Below are 19,501 nucleotides of genomic sequence, written 5' to 3'. Positions count from 1 at the left end.
CGCGACAGGCCTTGTTGCACGGGGCTGGTCGCGGTAAGTACGTGAATGTCGTTGATAGGTAAATGGCCGTCTCGCGCGTTACGCAGAATCCGCAGCATGAGAGGCCGACAGTCGGCCGTGGAGATCGAGTATGTCCCAAAGTTTCCTGAGCCCGGTCACGACCCAGACATGGGCCAACGGGCGTCACCTGGTACGTGTCGTCAAAGTCATCCAGGAAACCTGGGACGTGCGCACGTTCTGCTTCATGGCCGACCAGCCGATCATGTTCTTCTTCAAGCCGGGCCAGTTCGTGACCCTGGAGCTGGAGATCGACGGCCTGCCGATCATGCGCTCTTACACCATCTCCAGCTCGCCATCGGTGCCGTACAGTTTTTCGATCACCGTCAAACGCGTGCCGGGCGGCAAGGTTTCCAATTACCTGCATGACACGCTGATTGAAGGACAGGAGCTGGCGGTACACGGGCCGGTCGGGCTGTTCAACGCGATCGACTTCCCGAACCCGAAGATTCTCTACCTCAGCGGCGGGGTCGGCATCACGCCGGTGATGTCCATGGCGCGCTGGTTCTACGACACCAACGCCAACGTCGACATGGTCTTCGTGCACAGCGCGCGTTCACCGAAAGACATCATCTACCACCGCGAGCTGGAGCACATGGCCTCGCGGATCGACAATTTCAGCCTGCACCTGGTCTGTGAAAAGCATGGTCTGGGCGAGCCGTGGGCCGGTTATCGTGGCTACCTGAACCAGAAAATGCTCGAGCTGATGGCCCCGGACTTCATGGACCGTGAGGTGTTCTGTTGCGGACCGACGCCGTACATGACAGCGGTCAAGCGTCTGTTGCAGGAGAACGGCTTCAACATGGCGCAATACCATGAAGAGTCGTTCGGTGCGACGCCGCCCGAGGCCAGGGCAGACGCCGTCGAGCAGGCCGAAATCGCCGCCGACGCGCCCGACATCGACATCGCCGACCTGCATCAGGTGGAGTTCACCGACACCGGCAAGAGCATCCGCGTCGGGCCGGGCGAAACCGTGCATGCCGCCGCCGCCAAACTCGGCCTGATGATCCCCAAAGCCTGCGGCATGGGCATCTGCGGAACCTGCAAGGTCATGAAACTGAGCGGTGAAGTCGAGATGGAGCACAACGGCGGCATTACCGACGAAGATGTTGCAGAGGGGTACATTCTGTCCTGCTGCAGCGTGCCGAAGGGCGATGTGCGGATTGAGTACTGAGCACGCCTGAAACTGTGTGGCGCAAAGGGTCACGAACGGCATACCCACGCGGAGCATGGGTACGATAGACGTTCTTGAGGGCGCCTACCGGCTAAGATCCACTGTGACTCTGCTTATAAGCCGCCAGCGCGGGCAGCAGTTGCTGGTCGATGGCCTGGCGCACGGCGGGGAGGAGGGTGGCGCTGCCGGTCAGAAGTTGTTCTACCAGACGTCGCAAGGCGGTCGCGCGTTCGGCGTTGAGGCCGCAGACGGCGTTTGCGCAGGCTTGTTCAGCGGTTGCGCCGCCGGGGGCTTCGAAGCCCAGGGCTCTGAGCTGGCCGAGCAGGTCTTCCTGGTCAATCAAATCCGCGTGCATCATGACGTCTGTTCCTTTGATCGGGCTTGTTCCGATTCTGGAAGGACAACCGCCTGCGGGCAACCCCTGCCTGTCGTGCGTGGCAGGATTGGCTACAAGTGTGTCGTTTTCAGTTCATGCGGTCATTCGGTTTGCAGGTTGTCTATGGTTCTGTCGACCATGACCTTGGCCATTTCCACCAGGTGCATGATCGAAAGCGTCATGTCGCGCTGGGTGCCGGTCATGCTGTCGCTGAATTCACAGGCGCTGGTGGCGGCGCAGCGCAGCAGGTCGCTGGCATGCATCAGGGCGTCTTCCTGGCTGACGTTGGCGCTGACGGTGAAGAGGGGCGGATCGGGGACGATTTTCAGCATGTGAGACTCCTAATCAATAACTGGAAGGTCGTCACTTCGGCTACTAATCGAAGGTGGCGGCCGCACGCAGGTAGTAGCCCGGTGATTAGGAACCGGTGCATCCGAAGACGCCCCACGCACGGCCACCATAAAGATGCAGGCCGTAAACAAGCGCCTTGCACAAGGTGGCGCATTGCGCCTAATCACATCGAGGGCTACTAATCCTCACCGCTGAATATGCAGCGACGGGCGCAGAGTAGAGATCGAAACAGGCAGGCACAAGGGGCCGGGAGTTTCTCGGAAATTTCCTTCAAGTGAAAGAGACCAGTCCCGCAAATTCGTTACAAATTCTTGTTCATTGCTCAGGTTTGCTAAACTGCGCAGCTTGCCAGGAGCTGCCATGAATTACCGTCACGCCTACCATGCCGGCAACCACGCCGACGTCTTCAAACACCTGACCCTGACTCGCCTGATCGCCCTGATGGCGCGCAAGGAGCAGCCGTTCGCCTATCTCGACACCCACGCCGGGCTCGGCCTGTACGACCTCAAAGGCGATCAGGCCACGCGCACCGGAGAATGGCTGGAGGGTATCGGCCGTCTGTGGAACGCCACGGACCTGCCTGCGCTGGCGTCCGACTATCTGCAAGTGCTGCACGACATGAACCCGGATGGCGAGCTGCGCTACTACCCCGGTTCGCCGGAGCTGGCCCGCCGCCTGACCCGCGAGCGCGAGCGTGTGCTGCTCAACGAGAAGCACCCCGAAGACGGGCGTCTGCTCAAGGAGAACATGAAAGGCGACCGCCGTGTGGCGGTGCATCTTGGGGAAGGCTGGCATGTCCCGCGCGCCTTGCTGCCCGTGGCGGAAAAGCGTGCCGTCATGCTCATCGACCCGCCATTCGAGCAACTCGATGAAATGAAGCGTTGCGCGGTTGCGCTCAAGGAAGCCATCGGGCGCATGCGTCAGACAGTGGCGGCAATCTGGTACCCGATCAAGGATACCCGCCTGCTGCGCCGCTTCTATCAGGACCTGGCAGAAACCGGCGCGCCCAAGCTGTTGCGCGTTGAACTGTTCGTCCATCCGCTGGACACACCGGCCAGCCTCAACGGTTCAGGCCTGGCCATCGCCAACCCGCCTTGGGGTCTGGAAGAAGAATTGCGCGACCTGATGCCGTACCTCGCCCAGAAACTGGGCCAGACCCAGGGCGGCTGGAAGATGGACTGGTTGATTGCGGAGTAGGCTTGCCTGCATCCATCACTGCGTGCCCATGCGGAGCACTCAGCGTTGTACACAGATCCTGGCAAGCCCAGAGGACTGTGCAGGGCGTGTAGGTGCGTACCGTGCAACGCTTCACTGGTTCGCGATCTGCCGGGAACCGGCAGCAAAACCGCTTGCCTCGGTGCGCCAGATACAGCCGAGGTGGCCGGTTTTGGGGCCGCTTCGCAGCCCATCGCGGACAAGTCCGCTCCTACGCCCTCCGGGCAGAAGCCCGTTTCCTGACGCCCCGGCAGGGGCGTGTCTCAAGCCGGCATGCACACACCCGTGCCGCCCAGCCCGCAGTAGCCCTGTGGGTTCTTGGCCAGGTATTGCTGGTGGTAGGCTTCGGCAAAGTAAACCGTCGGTGCCTGCTCGATTTCGGTGGTGATGCTGCCCAGACCGGCCTTGTTCAGTTCCGCCTGGAAGGTCTCTGCACTGGCTTTGGCGGCGTCGAGCTGCTCGGGAGTGGTGCAGTAGATCACCGAACGGTACTGAGTGCCGATGTCATTGCCCTGACGCATGCCTTGAGTCGGGTTGTGTACTTCCCAGAACACTTTGAGCAGGTCTTCGTAGCTGATTTTTGCTGGCTCGTAGACCACCAGTACCACTTCGGTGTGGCCGGTCAGCCCGGAGCAGACTTCTTCGTAAGTCGGGTTCGGAGTAAACCCGCCTGCGTAGCCGGCGACAGTGCTCACCACACCGTCCTGTTGCCACAGACGACGTTCTGCGCCCCAGAAGCAACCCATGCCGAAGATGGCGAATTCGACATTGCTCGAAAACGGCCCCAACAGCGGATTGCCGTTGACGAAGTGGGTTTCCGGAAGCGCCATTGGCGTTTCACGACCCGGCAGTGCTTGTTCGGCGGTAGGCAGTACGTTTTTGTTCACTAGAATTTCCGAGCGCAAAGTCATGAACCATATCCTCTCGTGTGGAGATCGGCAGCGGGGCCAGGACGGATGATCAATACAAATACATAGGTCCCGTTACACGCAGAAACAAGTGCTGCCGTGCAATAACAGGCGGACAGTGTGCCCGAGAGAGCGGGGTGCAGGGAAGGTTGTCAGGCGGATGGGCGACGAGGATAGCGCTTCAGCCTCTCGATCAGCTCTTCGCCGGGGATAGGTCTGTCGAACAGATAGCCCTGGCCGACATCGCAGCGATGGCGCCGCAGAAAGGCCAGCTGAGCCGCGGTTTCAATGCCTTCGGCAACCACTTTGAGCTTGAGGTTGTGAGCCATCGCGATGACCGCCGAGGTGATTTCCATGTCGTCTTCATCATCCGGAATATCGCGGATGAAGCTGCGATCGATCTTGATCACATCGATGGGGAATTTCTTCAGGTAGCTGAACGACGAGTAACCGGTCCCGAAGTCGTCCATGGCCAGTGATAGGCCGAGTTTCTTCAGCGAGTCCAGTTGCTGGCGGGTGTCTTCTGTCGCTTCCAGCAACAGGCCCTCGGTCAGCTCCAGTTCCAGCAGGGAGGGGTCAAGCTCTTCTTCTTTGAGGATGGCGGCAATCGATGACACCAGTTCCGGGTCGGAAAACTGCTTGGGGGATACATTGATGGCTACCTGCAGGTTGCCGAACCCCGCAGCGGTCAGGTCCTTGCTCATGCGGCAGGACTGACGCGCGACCCATTTGCCGATGGGGATGATCAGACCGGTCTCTTCGGCCACGCTGATGAACTGGTCCGGTCGGATCATGCCTTTTTCAGGATGATTCCAACGCAACAGCGCCTCCATGCCCAGCAGACGACCCGTCAGCAGGCACAGCTTGGGCTGATAGAACACCTCGAGCTCGTTCTGGGTCAGGGCGCGGCGCAGGTTGTTTTCCACGAACAGCTTGTAACTGGCCTCGGCATTCAATGCTTCGGTAAACACCTGAACCTGATGTTTGCCGTTGGCTTTGGCCTTGTGCAGGGCCAGACCTGCGTTTTTCATCAGGGTCTGCGGGTCACGACCGTGCAGCGGCGCGCAGGCAAGACCCACCGAGCCGGTGACGCTGATCAGCTGATTGTCGACGAACATCGGCTTGTCCAGCGTGGCCAGCACTTGTGTGGCGGTGGCCTGTCCGGCTTCCTGATCGGTGTTGTCGATCAGTACGGCAAATTCGTTACTGGCAAAGCGCGCCAATACATCGGACGGGCTCAAGGTGTTGCGCAGGCGCCGCGCCAGGCTGATCAACAGTTTGTCACCGGTCTGGTGGCCGAGGCTGTCGTTGATGCGCTTGAAGTTATCGATGTCGACCAGCAACAGGCTCATCGGCGTATCGGTGTCGCGGGCAAAGCGTTCGTCCAGATTGCGGATAAAGGCCGGACGGTTGCCCAGATTGGTGAGGTTGTCGGTGTACGCCAGGCGCTCGATGCGCTGCTGGGCCAGCTTGCTCTGGGTGATGTCTTCGTAGATGCCGATATAGTGCGTCAGCTCACGATTGTCGCCATACACCTTGGAAATCGACAGCTGGCCCCAGTAGGGTTCGAGGTTCTTGCGCCGGCTTTTGAACTCGCCCTGCCAGCTGTTGCTGTTGGTCAGGCTGGAGTTGGCTTCCAGCAGCAACTGGTTGAGGTTTTCCAGTGCGGGCAATTCCGACAACTTGTGCCCGGAGACTTCCTCCGAGCTGTACTGGGTGATCGCCGTGAAACTCGGGTTTACGTACTCGACCACGCCATTGCAGTTGACCAGCAGAAAGGCGTTGGCGCTTTGTTCGACCGCGCGCTGGAACAGGTGCAGCGCGTTGGTCGCAGCCCGCCGGTTATGGTTGTTGATGACCTGGGCAAACTGGTCAGCCAGTTCGCCGGCGAAGGCGATCTCGTCGGACTGCCACTCGCGTGTCGTGCCGGACTCTTCCAGACACAGCACGCCGATCACCTGCCCGTCGATACGAATACTGGCATCGAGAACCGCTCTGGTTTCTCCAGGATTCAGGCTTTTGGCCATTTCGCAGGTGCGTGGGTCAGTCTGGATATTGCTGGCGTCGATCGCCCGGCTGGTATTCAGCGCTTGCAGGTAAGTAGGGTAGGGGCTGATATCCACTGGCGTGCGTGGCTGATAGTCGCCGGTTTCACGGCTGTAGTCGGTGATCGGCTCAAGGCGTTTGTCGTTGAGGTTCCAGATACTGACATGGTCGACATCGTAGATATCACAAGCACTTTTGGTGATCAGCTCTGCCGCTTCGAGCAAGGTATTGGCCGTGGTGTAGCGGTGTCGGGTCAGGCGCAGGATCAGGTCCTGCTGGGCGCGCACGCGTTCCAGGTGGGCAAACTGGTCGCGCTGGGCGCGCTGGTTGAGTTCCAGGGCAATCTGCAGTCGCAGGTTGCGGGTTTCCAGATCGGAGTCCGTGACCGGTTCGCCAGTCGTGACAAGGTCTTCGACGATCAGAAAGTAACCACGTAACAGATGCCGGTTGTGCTGTTTGTACGCTTCGCCGATTTCCAGCAGGCCAAGGGGGCCTTTGGGGCTGTGGAGGGTGTAGCGGATCAGGTAATTCGGGGAAGAGGCCAGTTGCAGCTGGATGTCATCGTGCAGTTGATAACGTGCTTCCGGCTCCATGAGGCTGGCATAAGGGGATCCAATCAAGGCGCAAAGGTCAACAGCTGCCAGCCCGAACTGCCTTTCGCAATTCGGATCGAGAAACAATAGCGCCCAATTGGCTTCATTCAGCCGCTCGAAACGCAGCATGCCCAGGCGCGAAGGCACTGGCAATTGCGTCACTACCTCGGCTGCGGATCTACCGGCAGCATCGGTTTGGCTTTTCATGAACAAACTCGCTTCCGGAATACTAGTCGCGACGGGGATAAACCCCACTTTCGCGTATGGCAAGGTTGCATCATGCGGCCCATGCTTACAAGAGACCACAGTGGCTTAGTGCTATAAAAGTGTCGGCCGGTTGTCCAGGTTCTTCAATGTATCTGGTCGGATACTCAAATTCGTTGTTTTTTCGGGTAAAACCCCTATTTTCCAGGGGAATTCGCTTTGCAGATTTGCTCCAGTTACGGGCTGTTGTCAATCAGGCTTTTGCCATCCTGGGCTCCTTTGCCGGCAATTGCAGGAAAATACCTGCCGCAAACATGGCCAGCACCCCGACACTCAGGAATGTCAGCTGAAATGCCCCCAGCATGCTGCTGACCTCGCCGGTGGTAACTTCTTCGCTGAACCCCCCGAGCAAGGCTGCTGCGCTTGCCACGCCAAGACTCAGCGACAGCTGTGCCACCACCGAAAGCAGGCTGTTGCCACTCGCTGCACTGGCATCGTCCAGATCGATCAAGGTGACCGTATTCATGGCCGTGAATTGCAAGGAGTTGACGGCGCCGAGCAGTCCCAGATGGACCAGTAACACCCAGTATGGGGTTTGCACATCCACCAACGCCAGGCTGGCCAGGAGGATACCCAGCAGCAGTGTGTTGCCGGTCAGAATCATGCGGTAGCCCAGCCGCTCGATCAGCCAGCGGGCGATGGTCTTGGCGAACATGCCAGCGGCCGCCAGCGGCAACATGCTCATGCCTGCCTGAGACGGCGAATACCCCAGCGCCACCTGCAGCAGCAACGGCACCAGAAATGGCAGGGCACCGCTGCCCAGGCGGGCGAACAGGTTGCCCATGATGCCGACCGCAAACGTCCGGGTACGGAACAGTGAAGGGGCAAACAATGGCGATTCGATGTGCCCGGCACGCAGCCAATACGCTGCCAGACAGCCCATTCCGGCAAACAGCAACAGCACCACGCGCATGTGCGGCAGGTGCAACTCGCCCAGGCCCTCCAGGGCAATGGTGATCAATACCATCGCCGCGCCAAACAGGATGAAACCGACGCCGTCAAACCGTGTTCGACCGCCTCCCGGAAGATCAGGAATGAAGTGTTTGACGGCGTAGCAACCGAGGATGCCGACCGGAATGTTGATCAGGAAAATCCAGTGCCAGCTCAGGTACTCGACCATCCAGCCGCCAAGCGTCGGGCCCAGCAACGGACCCAAAAGGCCCGGCACGGTAATAAAGCCCATGATCCGCACCAGCTCCGATCGCGGATAGGCGCGCAATACGATCAGGCGCCCGATAGGCAGCATCAGCGCGCCCCCCAGCCCCTGAATCACCCGGGCGGCTACCAGCACGTTCAGTGACCAGGACAGCGCGCACAGCAATGATCCGAAACTGAACAGCAGGATGGCGCTGAAGAAGATGCGCTTGATCCCGAACCGGTCGGCGATCCAGCCCGAAGCCGGGATCAGCAGCGCAATGGTCAGCATGTAGGCGATGACCACCGACTGCATACGCAGCGGGTCTTCCGCCAGTGAACGGGCCATGGACGGCAAGGCGGTGTTGAGAATCGTGCCGTCCAGGCTTTGCATGAAGAATGCGATGGCGATGACCCAGGGCATCCAGCGCAGGGTCTTTTCGTCCATGATCGGCGCTGCTGAGTTCGGCATAGGCTCCTGCTATAGCGTGAGGGTGAGTCGGCTGATCAATGCGCCCGGCAACTGGATTGAACCGGTCTGGCGCTGACTGTAGGTGCTCGATTGGAGAATCAGTTCCCTTTCTTTGGTCAAGTCCTCCAGTGCGCTGCCCAGCAGGCTGTAGGCGCTGTCATCGAAGCGCATGGTGCTCACCGGCGCGACGATCTTGCCCTCTTCGACCCAGAACGTCGCGAAGCGTGTCATTCCGGTAAGGCGCGCAGCGGCGCGGTCGGAGAAGTTCAGGTACCAGAGGTTACTGATGTAAAGCCCGGTGCCGAGCCTGGCGAGGATCTGATCCAGCTCCAGTGAACCGCCGGCAATGCTCAACGCGCTTGGGCCTTCGCCATAATCCGCGCCGTTGGCAGGCAGGTCGTATTCGGCAGCGCTGCTCGAATCCACCAGCCGATCGCGGGCTTGCCCGTCGACGATCAGTTTCAGGTCCTTGCGCGGGTAGCCTTCCCGTGAAAACGCTGGTGAAAGCGAACCGCTGACTTTTTCGTCGAAGTTGACCAACGGGCTGAAAGGCGTCTCGCCGTCATACAGCCTTTGCAACGGGCTGCGTTTACTGGCCAGTGACTGCGCGGAAAATCCGCCCCAGGTGAGCATGCCGATGACTTCGTCCAGAGCCGCTGGCGCCAGGTACGCGCGGTATTGTCCGGGCTTGAGCGCATGCAGCGGGCGGCCGAGAAATTCGAGCTGTTCGCGGGCTTGCTGAAAACGCTGCGCGAAGGCTTCGTCGCTCCAGTCGTGACCCGCGTAGTTGGCTTTCACTGCCTGGCCGTTTTCGTGAAACAGGCTCCAGTCGAAATTGAAGCTGTTGGCCTGGTGCCAGCCCTGCGCCCCCCACGAACTGGCGAAGCCGCGGTAAAGCGGGCCTGCCGCATAGAAACCTACCAGGTCCAGATCGCCTGCCAGTTCGCTGATCTGCTCGACGACCCGGGCGCTGTCCGGCAGCGGCAAATCTTGAACGTTACTGCTTTGCCAGGCATTCGTGTTCGGCAACAGATAGGGATCCTTGGCCAGCGACGGCAGTGTTTCGCGCAATTGTTGCAGGGCGTCGACAAGGCGCTGCTGGTCGGTCTCGGCGTCGCCGGACAGTGTCAGCTCGAGATTGGCATGTCGGCCGTCATCGATCAGTTTGAACGTGACGATGACCTGCTGGACGCTCCCGGCCTGTCGAACCTGGCCGTGGTTGAACCGGATGAAGTCAGACGCCTCGGCGTCGTAGGCCAGAGTGAAGTGTTCCGTCGGGCTGATGGCAGCCTTGAGCACGGCGACCAGCGCCTCGAACTGCTGTTGGTGCGACATCAGGCATCTCCTCCAAACACATCGACATTGGCAAACACACACGCCGGAGAGGCATGGCCTACACGGATCACCTGGTTGGGTTCGCCCTTGCCGCAGTTCGGCGTGCCCAGCACTTTGAACGTGCTGGCATCACCCACTGCGCTGAGGTTTTTCCAGAATTGCGCGGAGATCGCCCGGTAATTGGGGTTCTTCACCACGCCCTTGAGCTCGCCGTTCTCGATCAACTGGCCCCATTCGCAGCCGAACTGGAATTTGTTGCGTGCGTCATCGATGGACCAGGAGCGATTGCTCGACATCAGGATGCCGTGCTCGATGTTACCGACCAGACTGTCCAGCGACTGGTCACCCGGTTCGATATTCAGGTTGGCCATGCGGTCGATGGGGGCACGGTTCCAGCTGGAGGCGCGGCTGTTGGCGACGCCTGCCAGGCCGCTGCGGTATTGCGACAGGGCACCGCCGAGCGGGCGCTGCAGCAGGCCGTCACGAATCAGGAACTGCTTGCTGGCTGACGTGCCATCGTCATCATGCGCGTAGCTGGCCAGTTGCTCGGGAATCTCCGGGTCGAAGGTCACGTTCAGCAGGCTGGAACCGTATTGCAGGGTGCCGAAGTCAGTCGTTTTGACGAAACTGGTGCCTGCGTAATTGCGCTCGTCACCGAGAATCCGGTCCAGCTCCAGGGGATGGCCGATGGACTCGTGAATCTGCAGGACCATCTGATCGGGCATCAGCAGCAGGTCGCGTGGGCCTGATGGCGTGTTGGGGGCGAGGATCAACTGCAACGCTTCGTCGGCGACGTTGGCGGCAGACCCGATCAGGCCACAACTGCTCAGCACTTCGATGCCACCTTGCTGGCCGAAGTTATGCCCGCCCAGGGTGCGCGTCTGGCTGTCGCGACCGTCGTAGGCCGTCACGCTCATGCCCGGAAACACAAAGCGCTGCGCCTGACGCAATTGCGCGCCCGCGCTGTTGAGGTAGATTTGCTCAACGGTTTCCAGGTCCAGTATGGCCTGCCAGTTGACCAGGCGTTCGTCTGCCGGGACCGCGCTGGACTCGGCCATCAGCAGGCCGATGCAATCGCTCAGCGGTGGAAAGGCTTGATCCATGTTTGGCGACAGGTAGTCAGCCTTTGCGCTCGAGACAGCTTGATCGCTCAGGTCCAGCAGCGCATGCGGTGCCAGACGGCGGGCCAGCGTTTCGGCCTGCTGCAAGGCAGCCTGCAAACCCTTCAGGGAGATGTCGTTGGTGGCGGCGTAGGCTTCAACGCCATTCAGGCGCACGGTCAGCATGGCGCCCTCGTCGCTGATCAGTGACGGCGGCTCGGCCACATTCTTGCGCACGCACAGGCGTTGGCCGGTGCGGTGCACGTAACGTACGGAAAAAAATTGCGCTTCACTCTGCAGAGCAGCGAAATGCTGCTTGAGCCGGGCGGAGAAATCGAACATGCAGACAAGCTCCTTCTTGAGGGTGGTCAGTGAAGTCCGGGCGGCCTTTTGAGCCGATTGCCGTTAAGGGGGAGATTACCCCCCACGATTGCCAAGCTGCACCTGCAAGCTTTGAGCCAGACGCTTCAGCCCTGCATCACCAGCTTGATATCGGCGGCCAGTTCACGCACGCGCTCTTCTTCGGTGTCCCACGAGCACATGAAACGTGCGCCGCCGTTGCCGATGAAGGTGTAGAAACGCCAGCCACGAGCGGTCAGTGCAGCAATGGCCGGCTCCGACAGTTGCAGGAACACGCCATTGGCCTGCACCGGGAACATCAGCTCCACGCCAGGAATGTCCTTGACCAGTTCGGCGAGCAGTTGCGCGCAGCGGTTGGCATGGCGGGCGTGTTTGAGCCAGGCGTCGTTTTCCAGCAGGCCGACCCACGGTGCAGACAGGAAGCGCATTTTCGACGCCAGTTGCCCGGCCTGCTTGCAGCGATAATCGAAGTCTTCAGCCAGATCATGGTCGAAAAACAGAATGGCTTCGCCCACCGCCATACCGTTTTTGGTGCCGCCGAAGCACAACACGTCAACGCCGGACTTCCAGGTCAGTTCAGCCGGGGACGCCTCCAGAAAGGCGCAGGCATTGGAGAAACGGGCACCGTCCATGTGCAGATGCAGGCCCAGTTCCTTGCAGGTCGCGCTGATCGCCTTGAGTTCTTCCGGCTGATAGACGCCACCTACCTCGGTGGCCTGGGTCAGGGTCACGACGCGCGGCTTGGGGTAGTGAATGTCCTGACGCTTGAGCGCCACTTCACGAATCGATTCCGGGGTCAGCTTGCCGCCCGCGCTGCGGGCTGTCAGCAGTTTGGAGCCGTTGGAGAAAAACTCCGGCGCACCGCATTCATCGGTTTCGACGTGAGCCGTTTCCGAACAGATGACACTGTGGTAACTCTGGCACAGCGATGACAGCGCCAGCGAGTTGGCCGCCGTGCCGTTGAAGGCGAAAAATACTTCGCAGTCGGTTTCGAACAGTCGGCGGAAATCATCCGAAGCGCGTGCAGTCCATTGATCGTCACCATAAGCGCGTTGATGGCCCTTGTTCGCCTGCTCCATGGCCGCCCAGGCTTCAGGGCAGATACCGGAATAGTTGTCGCTGGCGAACTGTTGGCTTTGGTCTGTCATGGCCGATTCCTTATGGGCGATTATGGTGCGCACTGTAGCGACAATATAAGGTTCGGTCATGTGTTGGCTGCATGACGCAATTCCTCATTCAGGAGCACTATGGATCTTTCCAACCCGCCTTTTCTGCCCGGACGCAACAAGGCGCTGGACCTGCTCAAGTGGCTGGCGATGTTGAGTATGGTGCTTGACCACCTTCGCTATGTGGGCTGGTCAGTCGATTTTCTATACGTGCCGGGGCGTTTTGCCTTTCCCTGGTTCTGCCTGGCAATCGCCGTGAATCTTTCCCGGCGCAGCGCAGCCATCGTGGCCCCGCGGGTGCAATGGCGTTATCTGGGCTGGCTGCTGGTGTTTGCCGGGCTGGCGGAGATCCCGTATCGGCTGTTCATGGCTGACGCCACAGTGCTGAATGTAATGCCGACGCTGCTACTGGGGCTGGTGATCGCTCAGGGCTGGCAGCATCGCAATCCGACGACCCGAGTGATGGCCCTTGTCGCACTGCTGCTGACGGCGATCTTCCAGAAATACCTGATGTTTGGCTTTGCCGGTGTATTGCTGCCGCTGGTCTTTGTGCTGGTGCTGGAAAGAAGGCTTTGGTATGCGATATTTCCGGCGGTCTTTTGTCTGGCGGGTAATGCCTGGTCGCAGATGTTTGCCGGTGCGAGTTGGGGCGATCCGATTTCCATCGGTTCGATACTCACCTGCGTGTTGGCGCCTGTACTGGGCATCGCGCTGCTGCGGGCGAAACCTAGGTTCGCAGTGATCCCGATGCGGCGCTGGGCCTATGCGATCTACCCGCTGCACTTTCTGCTGTTGCTGGGCGTGCGAATGGTGGTGGGCAGGGTTTGATCGGGAGTATGCAGTTATCCCACACACTTCTCGTTCCTCACGCTCCGCGTGGGAATGCAGTTCGTGACGCTCTGCGTCACACGGCGGTTTTTCTTTCGTTAGGTAGATTGGGGTTCGGCTCAGCTCACCTTTTCGCCCCTCGGCGACTCACTTTGAGGGACCAAAGTGAGCAAAGTCCTTCGCTCCTGTTTCCGGCCCGACTTCGTCGGGTTCCTTCGCCCTGTCACTGATCCGGGGGTCGCCGCAACGGGCCATCCATGGCCCGGTGCGGCTAGCCTGGCGTCCTGCCAGGCTACCCCCGGATCAGCGCCAGGACTCAGCCGTCACTTACGTCGCACTCTGCGTCGTCAGTGCCATCGCGGTTGAAAAGCGCTTCAGAGCAATTTGGCTAAAGGCACGGCCCGGAGTCTGATGACTATCGTTCCTCACGCTCCGCGTGGGAATGCAGTTCGTGACGCTCTGCGTCACACGGGGGTTTTTCTTTGTTAGGTAGATTGATGTTCGGCTCAAGTCACCTTTTCGCCTCTCGGCGACCTACTTTGATGGGGCCAAAGTAGGCAAATTCCGCAGCTCCGTTTCCGGCCCGACTTCGTCGGGTTCCTTCGCCCTGTCACTGATCCGGGGGTCGCCGCCCCCGGCCCACCAGCCAGGACTCAGCCGTCACTTACGTCGCACTCTGCGTCGTCAGTGCCACTGTGATAAAAAAGCGCTTCTTTATAGCGGCGCTGAGCGTCCGGAACGGCATGCCAACGCAGAGCATCGGCACGATAGTCAGGAACAGCGAGCTCTGTAGGCGCGACGAGGCCGGGCGCTTTGGTATCAGCTGTTGGGCAGCAGCCGGCAGGTGATGCTCTTGATGTAGCGCGTTTCGGCAATGGCCGGGTGTACCGGATGGTCCGGGCCCTGGCCGCCGCGTTCCAGCAGCTGGATGTTGCGGTCCAGATGGCGGGCGCTGGTCAGGAGGATGTTCTGCAGGTCGTCTTCCGGCAGGTGCATCGAGCACGACGCGCTGACCAGAATGCCGTCCTTACTGAGCAGGCGCATGGCTTGCTCGTTCAGGCGGCGGTAGGCGCCTTCGCCGTTTTTCATGTCTTTCTTGCGTTTGATGAATGCAGGCGGGTCGGCGACGATTACGTCGAAACGCTCTTCTGCGGCTTTCAGTTCCTTGAGCGCTTCGAAAACATCGCCTTCGATGCAGGTCATCTTTTCGGCAAAACCGTTCAGGGCTGCGTTGCGCTCCACGCCATCGAGGGCGAAGGACGACGCGTCGACGCAGGTGACGTCGCTGGCACCGAAAGCCGCTGCCTGAATGCCCCAGCCGCCGATGTAGCTGTACAGGTCGAGCACACGCTTGCCTTTGACATAAGGGGCGATGCGCGCGCGGTTCATGCGGTGGTCATAGAACCAGCCGGTTTTTTGCCCGGCCATGACCGGTGCTTCGAACTTCACGCCGTTCTCTTCCAGCGCAACCCATTCCGGCACCAGACCGAAAACGGTTTCGACGTAACGATTCAGGCCTTCCGCATCGCGAGCCGCCGAATCGTTCTTGAACAGAATGCCGCTTGGCTTGATGACCTGAACCAGCGCCGCAATGATGTCTTCCTTGTGGTTTTCCATCGTGGCCGAGGCCAGTTGAACGACCAGAATGTCACCAAAACGATCGACTACCAGACCCGGCAGCAGGTCGGAGTCACCGTAGGTCAAACGGTAGAAAGGCTTGTCGAACAGGCGTTCACGCAGCGACAGCGCAACGTTGAGGCGATGGACGAGCAGCGACTTGTCGAGCGGCAGCTTGATGTCGCGGGACAGCAGGCGTGCGCAGATCAGGTTGTTGGGGCTCATGGCGACGATGCCCAGCGGCTTGCCGCCCGCAGCTTCGAGGATGGCCTGATCACCGGCTGCAAAACCATGCAGTGGAGTGGCGGCTACATCGATCTCGTTGCTGTAGACCCACAGATGACCGGCGCGCAAGCGGCGGTCGGCGTTGGCTTTGAGGCGCAAGCTAGGCAGGGACATGACGTCGCTCCTGAAAAAGGAGCGGGATTATAGCGCGTCATCCCGGCGCTGGGCCGGGATGACTGCAATTAACTGACGGAATCTGTCAGGCAGACAGGGCTTCGATCAGTTTGCTGTTGAAGGCGGGGATATCATCGGGCTGGCGGCTGCTGATCAGTTTGCCGTCGGTGACGACTTCCTGATCGACCCATTTTGCGCCTGCGTTGACCAGGTCATCTTTCAGCGTCTTGAAGCTGGTCAGGGTTTTGCCCTTTACCAGGCCGGCCGAGATCAACAGCCAGCTGCCATGGCAGATAACTGCTACCGGCTTGCCCGCGGCCTCGATGTCCTTGACGATCTTTTGCGCGTCGCTGTCTATGCGGATGGTGTCGGAGTTCTGTACACCGCCCGGCAGCACCACGCCATGATAGTCACTGGCGTTGGCAGCCTTGAACGTGCCGTCGATCTTGAAGTCATCGGCAGGTTTGTCGTGATTCCAGCCTTTGACCTTGCCCTCTTCAGCGGAAAGGATTTCCACGGTGGCGCCTGCTTGCTCCAACGCTTCTTTCGGACCGGTCAATTCAACCTGTTCGAAACCGTCGGTTACAAGAATTGCTATGCGTTTGCCAGTCAATGCTTTAGACATGGGATCCTCCAGTGTCGGGCTTAAGAGTAGCGTCTGGCAGGCCTTTTTGAAGCCGCCGTTTACGCCGTTAACACAACGTCCGAAGCTTCGTATAAGGCAAAGTTCCGAGAATATCTTCGTCTCGGGTGATGGACCGTTTCTCCGCAAGGGGTCAGAATCCAGTCATCAAGGTGAGTGAATTCCTATGTCCGAAGAGCTAAGCCCAGAACAGATCCAGCAAGCGTTGCAGGGCATCAGTGTGCCTCCGCAGCCGCAAATCATGGTGGATCTGCAGATGGAGCAATACATGCCCGATCCGGACCTGGGGGCGATTGCACGATTGATCGCTCAGGATCCCGGGTTGTCCGGGGCGCTGTTGAAGATCGTCAACTCTCCACACTACGGCCTGTCCAACAAGATTGCCTCGATCGACAAGGCGGTAAACCTGCTGGGCAGTCGGACTGTGATCAACCTGATCAACGCGCAGTCGATCAGGGGCGAGATGACCGATGAAACCATCGTCGCGCTCAACCGTTTCTGGGATACGGCGCAGGATGTCGCGATGACCAGTCTGACCCTGGCCAAGCGCATTGGCTCGCAGACGGTGGACGAATCCTACGCCCTGGGCCTGTTTCACGACTGCGGCATACCGCTGATGCTCAAGCGTTTTCCCAACTACATGCCGGTGCTGGAAGAGGCCTACGCCAACGCGGGGCCCGATTGCCGCATCGTCGATACCGAAAACAGCGCCTTCGACACCAACCATTCGGTCGTCGGCTATTACACGGCCAAATCCTGGCGTCTGCCTGCACACGTTACCGACGCGATTGCCAATCATCACAACGCATTGGCGATTTTCCTGGACGATACCAGTCGCAATGCCACGCTCAAGAACCTCCTGGCTCCGCTGAAAATGGCCGAGCATATCTGCCAGTCCTATCGGGTGCTGGGCAATCAGGACGAGGATCACGAGTGGGAATGCATCGGTGCGCTGGTGCTGGACTACGTGGGCCTGTCCGAATATGACTTTGAATACCTGAGGGAAAGCATCCGCGAGCTGGGCGCGCGCTGATCCGGCGCCGCCCCGGCCTGTCCTTTCTGCACGACCGAGTTGTCCATGCCTGAATTACCTGAAGTCGAAACCACCCGTCGTGGCATTGCGCCGCATCTTGAAGGTCAGCGCGTCAGCCGCGTGATCGTGCGCGACAGCCGCTTGCGCTGGCCCATTCCCGAGGATCTGGACGTTCGCCTGTCCGGCCAGCGTATCGTGCAGGTGGATCGACGCGCCAAGTACCTGCTGATCCAGGCCGAGGTGGGCACCCTGATCAGTCACCTGGGTATGTCCGGGAATCTGCGTCTGGTCGAAGCCGGGCTTCCGGCGCTCAAACATGAGCACGTCGACATCGAACTGGAGTCCGGGCTGGCCTTGCGTTACACCGACCCGCGTCGTTTTGGCGCGATGCTCTGGAGTCTCGATCCGCACAACCATGAACTGTTGATCCGCCTGGGGCCGGAGCCGCTGACCGATCTTTTCGATGGCGAGCGTCTTTACGAGCGCTCGCGTGGCAAGTCGATCGCGGTCAAGCCGTTCGTCATGGACAACGCCGTTGTGGTCGGGGTGGGCAATATCTATGCGACCGAAGCGCTGTTCGCCGCCGGCATCGACCCGCGCCGCGAAGCGGGCAGTGTGTCCCGCGCGCGTTACCTGAAGCTGGCCATCGAGATCAAACGCATTCTGGCCTACGCTATAGAACGTGGCGGCACCACCCTGCGTGACTTCATCGGCGGTGACGGCAAGCCTGGGTATTTCCAGCAGGAATTGTTTGCGTATGGTCGTGGCGGTCAGCCATGCAAGGTGTGCGGTACGACGCTGCGTGAAGTCAAGCTCGGCCAGCGCGCCAGCGTGTATTGCCCGAAATGTCAGCGCTGAAATACAGATGACAGGGGCTCTGGGCCATTTGCTTAACCCACAGCCCTGTTTATAGTGATGGCACCTTAATTATTTGCGACGCCTGAAGGATCAAGCCATGAGCCCGTTTCGTATTCTCGCTGCCGCGCTGGCGTTGTTCATCGGCCTGCAGGCGCTGCCAGCGGTGGCCGCCGATGTCACCACAGGCAGCGGCGATCCGGTCTACACCATCCAGAACCCACCTGCGTTTGCCATGATCGGTGACCTTCTGATTGCCCGACCCTTGTTGATCGCGGCCACCGTTATCGGTACAGGACTGTTCGTGATCGCTGCGCCTTTTGCGGCGGCAGGCGGCAACCTTGGGGCAACAGGCAAGGCGCTGGTGGTGGATCCGGGCAAGGCAGCCTTCGTGCGTTGTCTGGGTTGCACGGGCGACGGGTACGGCAAGCAGCAGTGAAGGCGTAATCAAGCCCTGCTGGTGATGATCCGGTACTTGTCCATCAACTGCTCTTTGCTCTCGACATGATTCTCATCCAGAGGGATGCAGTCGACCGGGCAAACCTGCTGACATTGAGGCTCGTCGTAGTGACCGACGCATTCGGTGCACAGGTTCGGATTGATCACGTAGATCTCCTCGCCTTGTGAAATCGCCTCGTTTGGGCACTCGGGTTCGCAGACGTCGCAATTGATGCAATCGTCAGTGATGATAAGGGACATGAATTGCTCCTGCCGCAGCCGACGCCGGGGCACATTAAAACCAATGCGGCGAATTGTGCCGCATTAGGCTTCGGGATGCACCTTCACATGCAGCGAGTCTAGCGCTTGAAGCGCTCGGTCAGCGCCTGGGCCACTGCAGGATGAACGAATTTGGTGATATCACCGCCCAACGCGGCGATTTCACGCACTAACGTCGAGGATATGAACGAGTAGCGCTCCGAGGGCGTCAGGAACAGGCTTTCGACGTCCGGTGCCAGCTGGCGATTCATATTGGCCAACTGAAATTCGTATTCGAAGTCCGATACGGCACGAAGTCCGCGCAGAAAGACGTTGGCATTCTGCTCCTTGGCAAAATGCGCCAGCAGGGTCGAAAAACCGACCACCTCCACATTGGGCAAGTGCTTGGTGACTTCGCGGGCCAGCTCGACGCGTTGCTCCAGAGGGAACAGCGGGTTTTTCTTCGGGCTGGCGGCAACCGCAATGACCACTTGGTCGAACAGGCGCGAGGCGCGCTCGACCAAATCTCCATGGCCCTTGGTAATCGGGTCGAAGGTGCCTGGGTACAACACTCGGTTCATCGCGTCGTCCTGGTCGGAGTCCGTTGTGGGACTCGGATGGTATCGCAGCCTTCCCGATGGGCCAAGCTGCGCGGCAGGTATCAAACGTCGTATTGCGCCGATTATCGGCCATGTTTATGTTGAAATCCCTGATTTTGGGGCTATTTAGCGCAGTCACAGCGGCTGGTCGGCCGATGAAAAACTTTGTAAGACGGACACTGATTGACGAGCGGGATGTCATCCGGATTTTCGATCTGTCCGGTCTTGGCCTGGGCGGGTGTGCCTGCGTCGACGTGACACCCTTATCGCCGCGATTCTG

The 19,501-nt window shown here is 59.8% G+C and carries 18 protein-coding genes; 6 read left to right on the top strand and 12 right to left on the bottom strand.

Annotated elements, in window-relative coordinates:
* Positions 1–130: 130 nt before the first annotated feature.
* The gene (gene gbcB, locus PI739_RS22705; protein WP_003372583.1) at positions 131–1,231 is read left to right on the top strand and encodes a glycine betaine monooxygenase reductase subunit; all 1,101 of its coding nucleotides are present in this window, start codon (positions 131–133) and stop codon (positions 1,229–1,231) included.
* A gap of 91 nt (positions 1,232–1,322) precedes the next feature.
* On the opposite strand, the gene PI739_RS22700 is transcribed toward gbcB, so the two are convergent.
* Both PI739_RS22700 and PI739_RS22695 read right to left on the bottom strand, forming a co-directional pair.
* Positions 1,323–1,589: a hypothetical protein gene (locus tag PI739_RS22700; RefSeq protein ID WP_003393668.1), complete on the bottom strand. Its 267-nt coding sequence runs from the start codon at positions 1,587–1,589 to the stop codon at positions 1,323–1,325.
* Between the two features lie 119 nt (positions 1,590–1,708).
* Positions 1,709–1,939, bottom strand: coding sequence for a DUF6124 family protein (locus PI739_RS22695; RefSeq protein ID WP_003432502.1), 231 nt, complete (start codon positions 1,937–1,939; stop codon positions 1,709–1,711).
* A 379-nt stretch (positions 1,940–2,318) separates the two neighbouring features.
* Between PI739_RS22695 and PI739_RS22690 the strand changes: the two genes are divergently transcribed.
* Complete coding sequence (locus PI739_RS22690) at positions 2,319–3,155, top strand: 23S rRNA (adenine(2030)-N(6))-methyltransferase RlmJ (RefSeq protein WP_054081733.1); 837 nt, start codon at positions 2,319–2,321, stop codon at positions 3,153–3,155.
* Between the two features lie 281 nt (positions 3,156–3,436).
* Here the strand turns inward: PI739_RS22690 and msrA are convergent, their stop codons facing one another.
* The 6 genes from msrA to PI739_RS22660 form a co-directional block, all read right to left on the bottom strand.
* A complete protein-coding gene (msrA, locus tag PI739_RS22685) occupies positions 3,437–4,084 on the bottom strand; it encodes a peptide-methionine (S)-S-oxide reductase MsrA (RefSeq protein WP_003432504.1) in 648 nt (215 codons plus the stop codon).
* 149 nt (positions 4,085–4,233) lie between these two features.
* Positions 4,234–6,927, bottom strand: a complete 2,694-nt coding sequence (locus tag PI739_RS22680; RefSeq protein WP_054081732.1) for a bifunctional diguanylate cyclase/phosphodiesterase — start codon at positions 6,925–6,927, stop codon at positions 4,234–4,236.
* A gap of 250 nt (positions 6,928–7,177) precedes the next feature.
* The gene (mdtD, locus tag PI739_RS22675) at positions 7,178–8,590 is read right to left on the bottom strand and encodes a multidrug transporter subunit MdtD (RefSeq protein ID WP_003372572.1); all 1,413 of its coding nucleotides are present in this window, start codon (positions 8,588–8,590) and stop codon (positions 7,178–7,180) included.
* A 9-nt stretch (positions 8,591–8,599) separates the two neighbouring features.
* Positions 8,600–9,925, bottom strand: coding sequence for a TldD/PmbA family protein (locus PI739_RS22670; protein WP_054081731.1), 1,326 nt, complete (start codon positions 9,923–9,925; stop codon positions 8,600–8,602).
* On the bottom strand, positions 9,925–11,367 hold the full coding sequence (locus PI739_RS22665) for a TldD/PmbA family protein (protein WP_003432506.1): 1,443 nt from the start codon (positions 11,365–11,367) through the stop codon (positions 9,925–9,927). Before PI739_RS22665 ends, PI739_RS22670 begins: the two co-directional genes overlap by 1 nt.
* 125 nt (positions 11,368–11,492) lie before the next feature.
* Positions 11,493–12,533, bottom strand: coding sequence for a threonine aldolase family protein (locus tag PI739_RS22660; RefSeq protein ID WP_003432507.1), 1,041 nt, complete (start codon positions 12,531–12,533; stop codon positions 11,493–11,495).
* 99 nt (positions 12,534–12,632) lie between these two features.
* Here PI739_RS22660 and PI739_RS22655 point away from each other — a divergent pair, with 99 nt between their 5' ends.
* A complete protein-coding gene (locus tag PI739_RS22655) occupies positions 12,633–13,379 on the top strand; it encodes a TraX family protein (protein ID WP_003372560.1) in 747 nt (248 codons plus the stop codon).
* A gap of 819 nt (positions 13,380–14,198) precedes the next feature.
* On the opposite strand, the gene PI739_RS22650 is transcribed toward PI739_RS22655, so the two are convergent.
* Together PI739_RS22650 and PI739_RS22645 are read right to left on the bottom strand one after the other, a co-directional pair.
* Positions 14,199–15,395, bottom strand: a complete 1,197-nt coding sequence (locus PI739_RS22650) for a class I SAM-dependent rRNA methyltransferase (protein ID WP_003372549.1) — start codon at positions 15,393–15,395, stop codon at positions 14,199–14,201.
* An 85-nt stretch (positions 15,396–15,480) separates the two neighbouring features.
* On the bottom strand, positions 15,481–16,020 hold the full coding sequence (locus PI739_RS22645; protein WP_003372548.1) for a type 1 glutamine amidotransferase domain-containing protein: 540 nt from the start codon (positions 16,018–16,020) through the stop codon (positions 15,481–15,483).
* Positions 16,021–16,258: 238 nt separating this feature from the next.
* Between PI739_RS22645 and PI739_RS22640 the strand changes: the two genes are divergently transcribed.
* From PI739_RS22640 to PI739_RS22630, 3 genes are all read left to right on the top strand, one after another.
* A complete protein-coding gene (locus PI739_RS22640) occupies positions 16,259–17,071 on the top strand; it encodes an HDOD domain-containing protein (RefSeq protein WP_170846043.1) in 813 nt (270 codons plus the stop codon).
* Between the two features lie 45 nt (positions 17,072–17,116).
* Positions 17,117–17,929, top strand: coding sequence for a bifunctional DNA-formamidopyrimidine glycosylase/DNA-(apurinic or apyrimidinic site) lyase (gene mutM, locus PI739_RS22635; RefSeq protein ID WP_003372546.1), 813 nt, complete (start codon positions 17,117–17,119; stop codon positions 17,927–17,929).
* Positions 17,930–18,026: 97 nt separating this feature from the next.
* Complete coding sequence (locus tag PI739_RS22630) at positions 18,027–18,365, top strand: hypothetical protein (RefSeq protein WP_003372544.1); 339 nt, start codon at positions 18,027–18,029, stop codon at positions 18,363–18,365.
* Positions 18,366–18,373: 8 nt separating this feature from the next.
* Here the strand turns inward: PI739_RS22630 and PI739_RS22625 are convergent, their stop codons facing one another.
* Both PI739_RS22625 and coaD read right to left on the bottom strand, forming a co-directional pair.
* Positions 18,374–18,625, bottom strand: a complete 252-nt coding sequence (locus PI739_RS22625; protein ID WP_054081730.1) for a YfhL family 4Fe-4S dicluster ferredoxin — start codon at positions 18,623–18,625, stop codon at positions 18,374–18,376.
* Between the two features lie 98 nt (positions 18,626–18,723).
* The gene (coaD, locus tag PI739_RS22620; RefSeq protein WP_003348749.1) at positions 18,724–19,203 is read right to left on the bottom strand and encodes a pantetheine-phosphate adenylyltransferase; all 480 of its coding nucleotides are present in this window, start codon (positions 19,201–19,203) and stop codon (positions 18,724–18,726) included.
* Positions 19,204–19,501: the final 298 nt, after the last annotated feature.

Origin of the sequence: Pseudomonas cerasi (assembly GCF_027983475.1) — a bacterium.
GTDB classification, from domain to species: domain Bacteria; phylum Pseudomonadota; class Gammaproteobacteria; order Pseudomonadales; family Pseudomonadaceae; genus Aquipseudomonas; species Aquipseudomonas cerasi.
The sequence above is the reverse complement of the archived record's forward strand: the minus strand, read 5'-3'. Positions and strand labels throughout refer to the sequence as shown.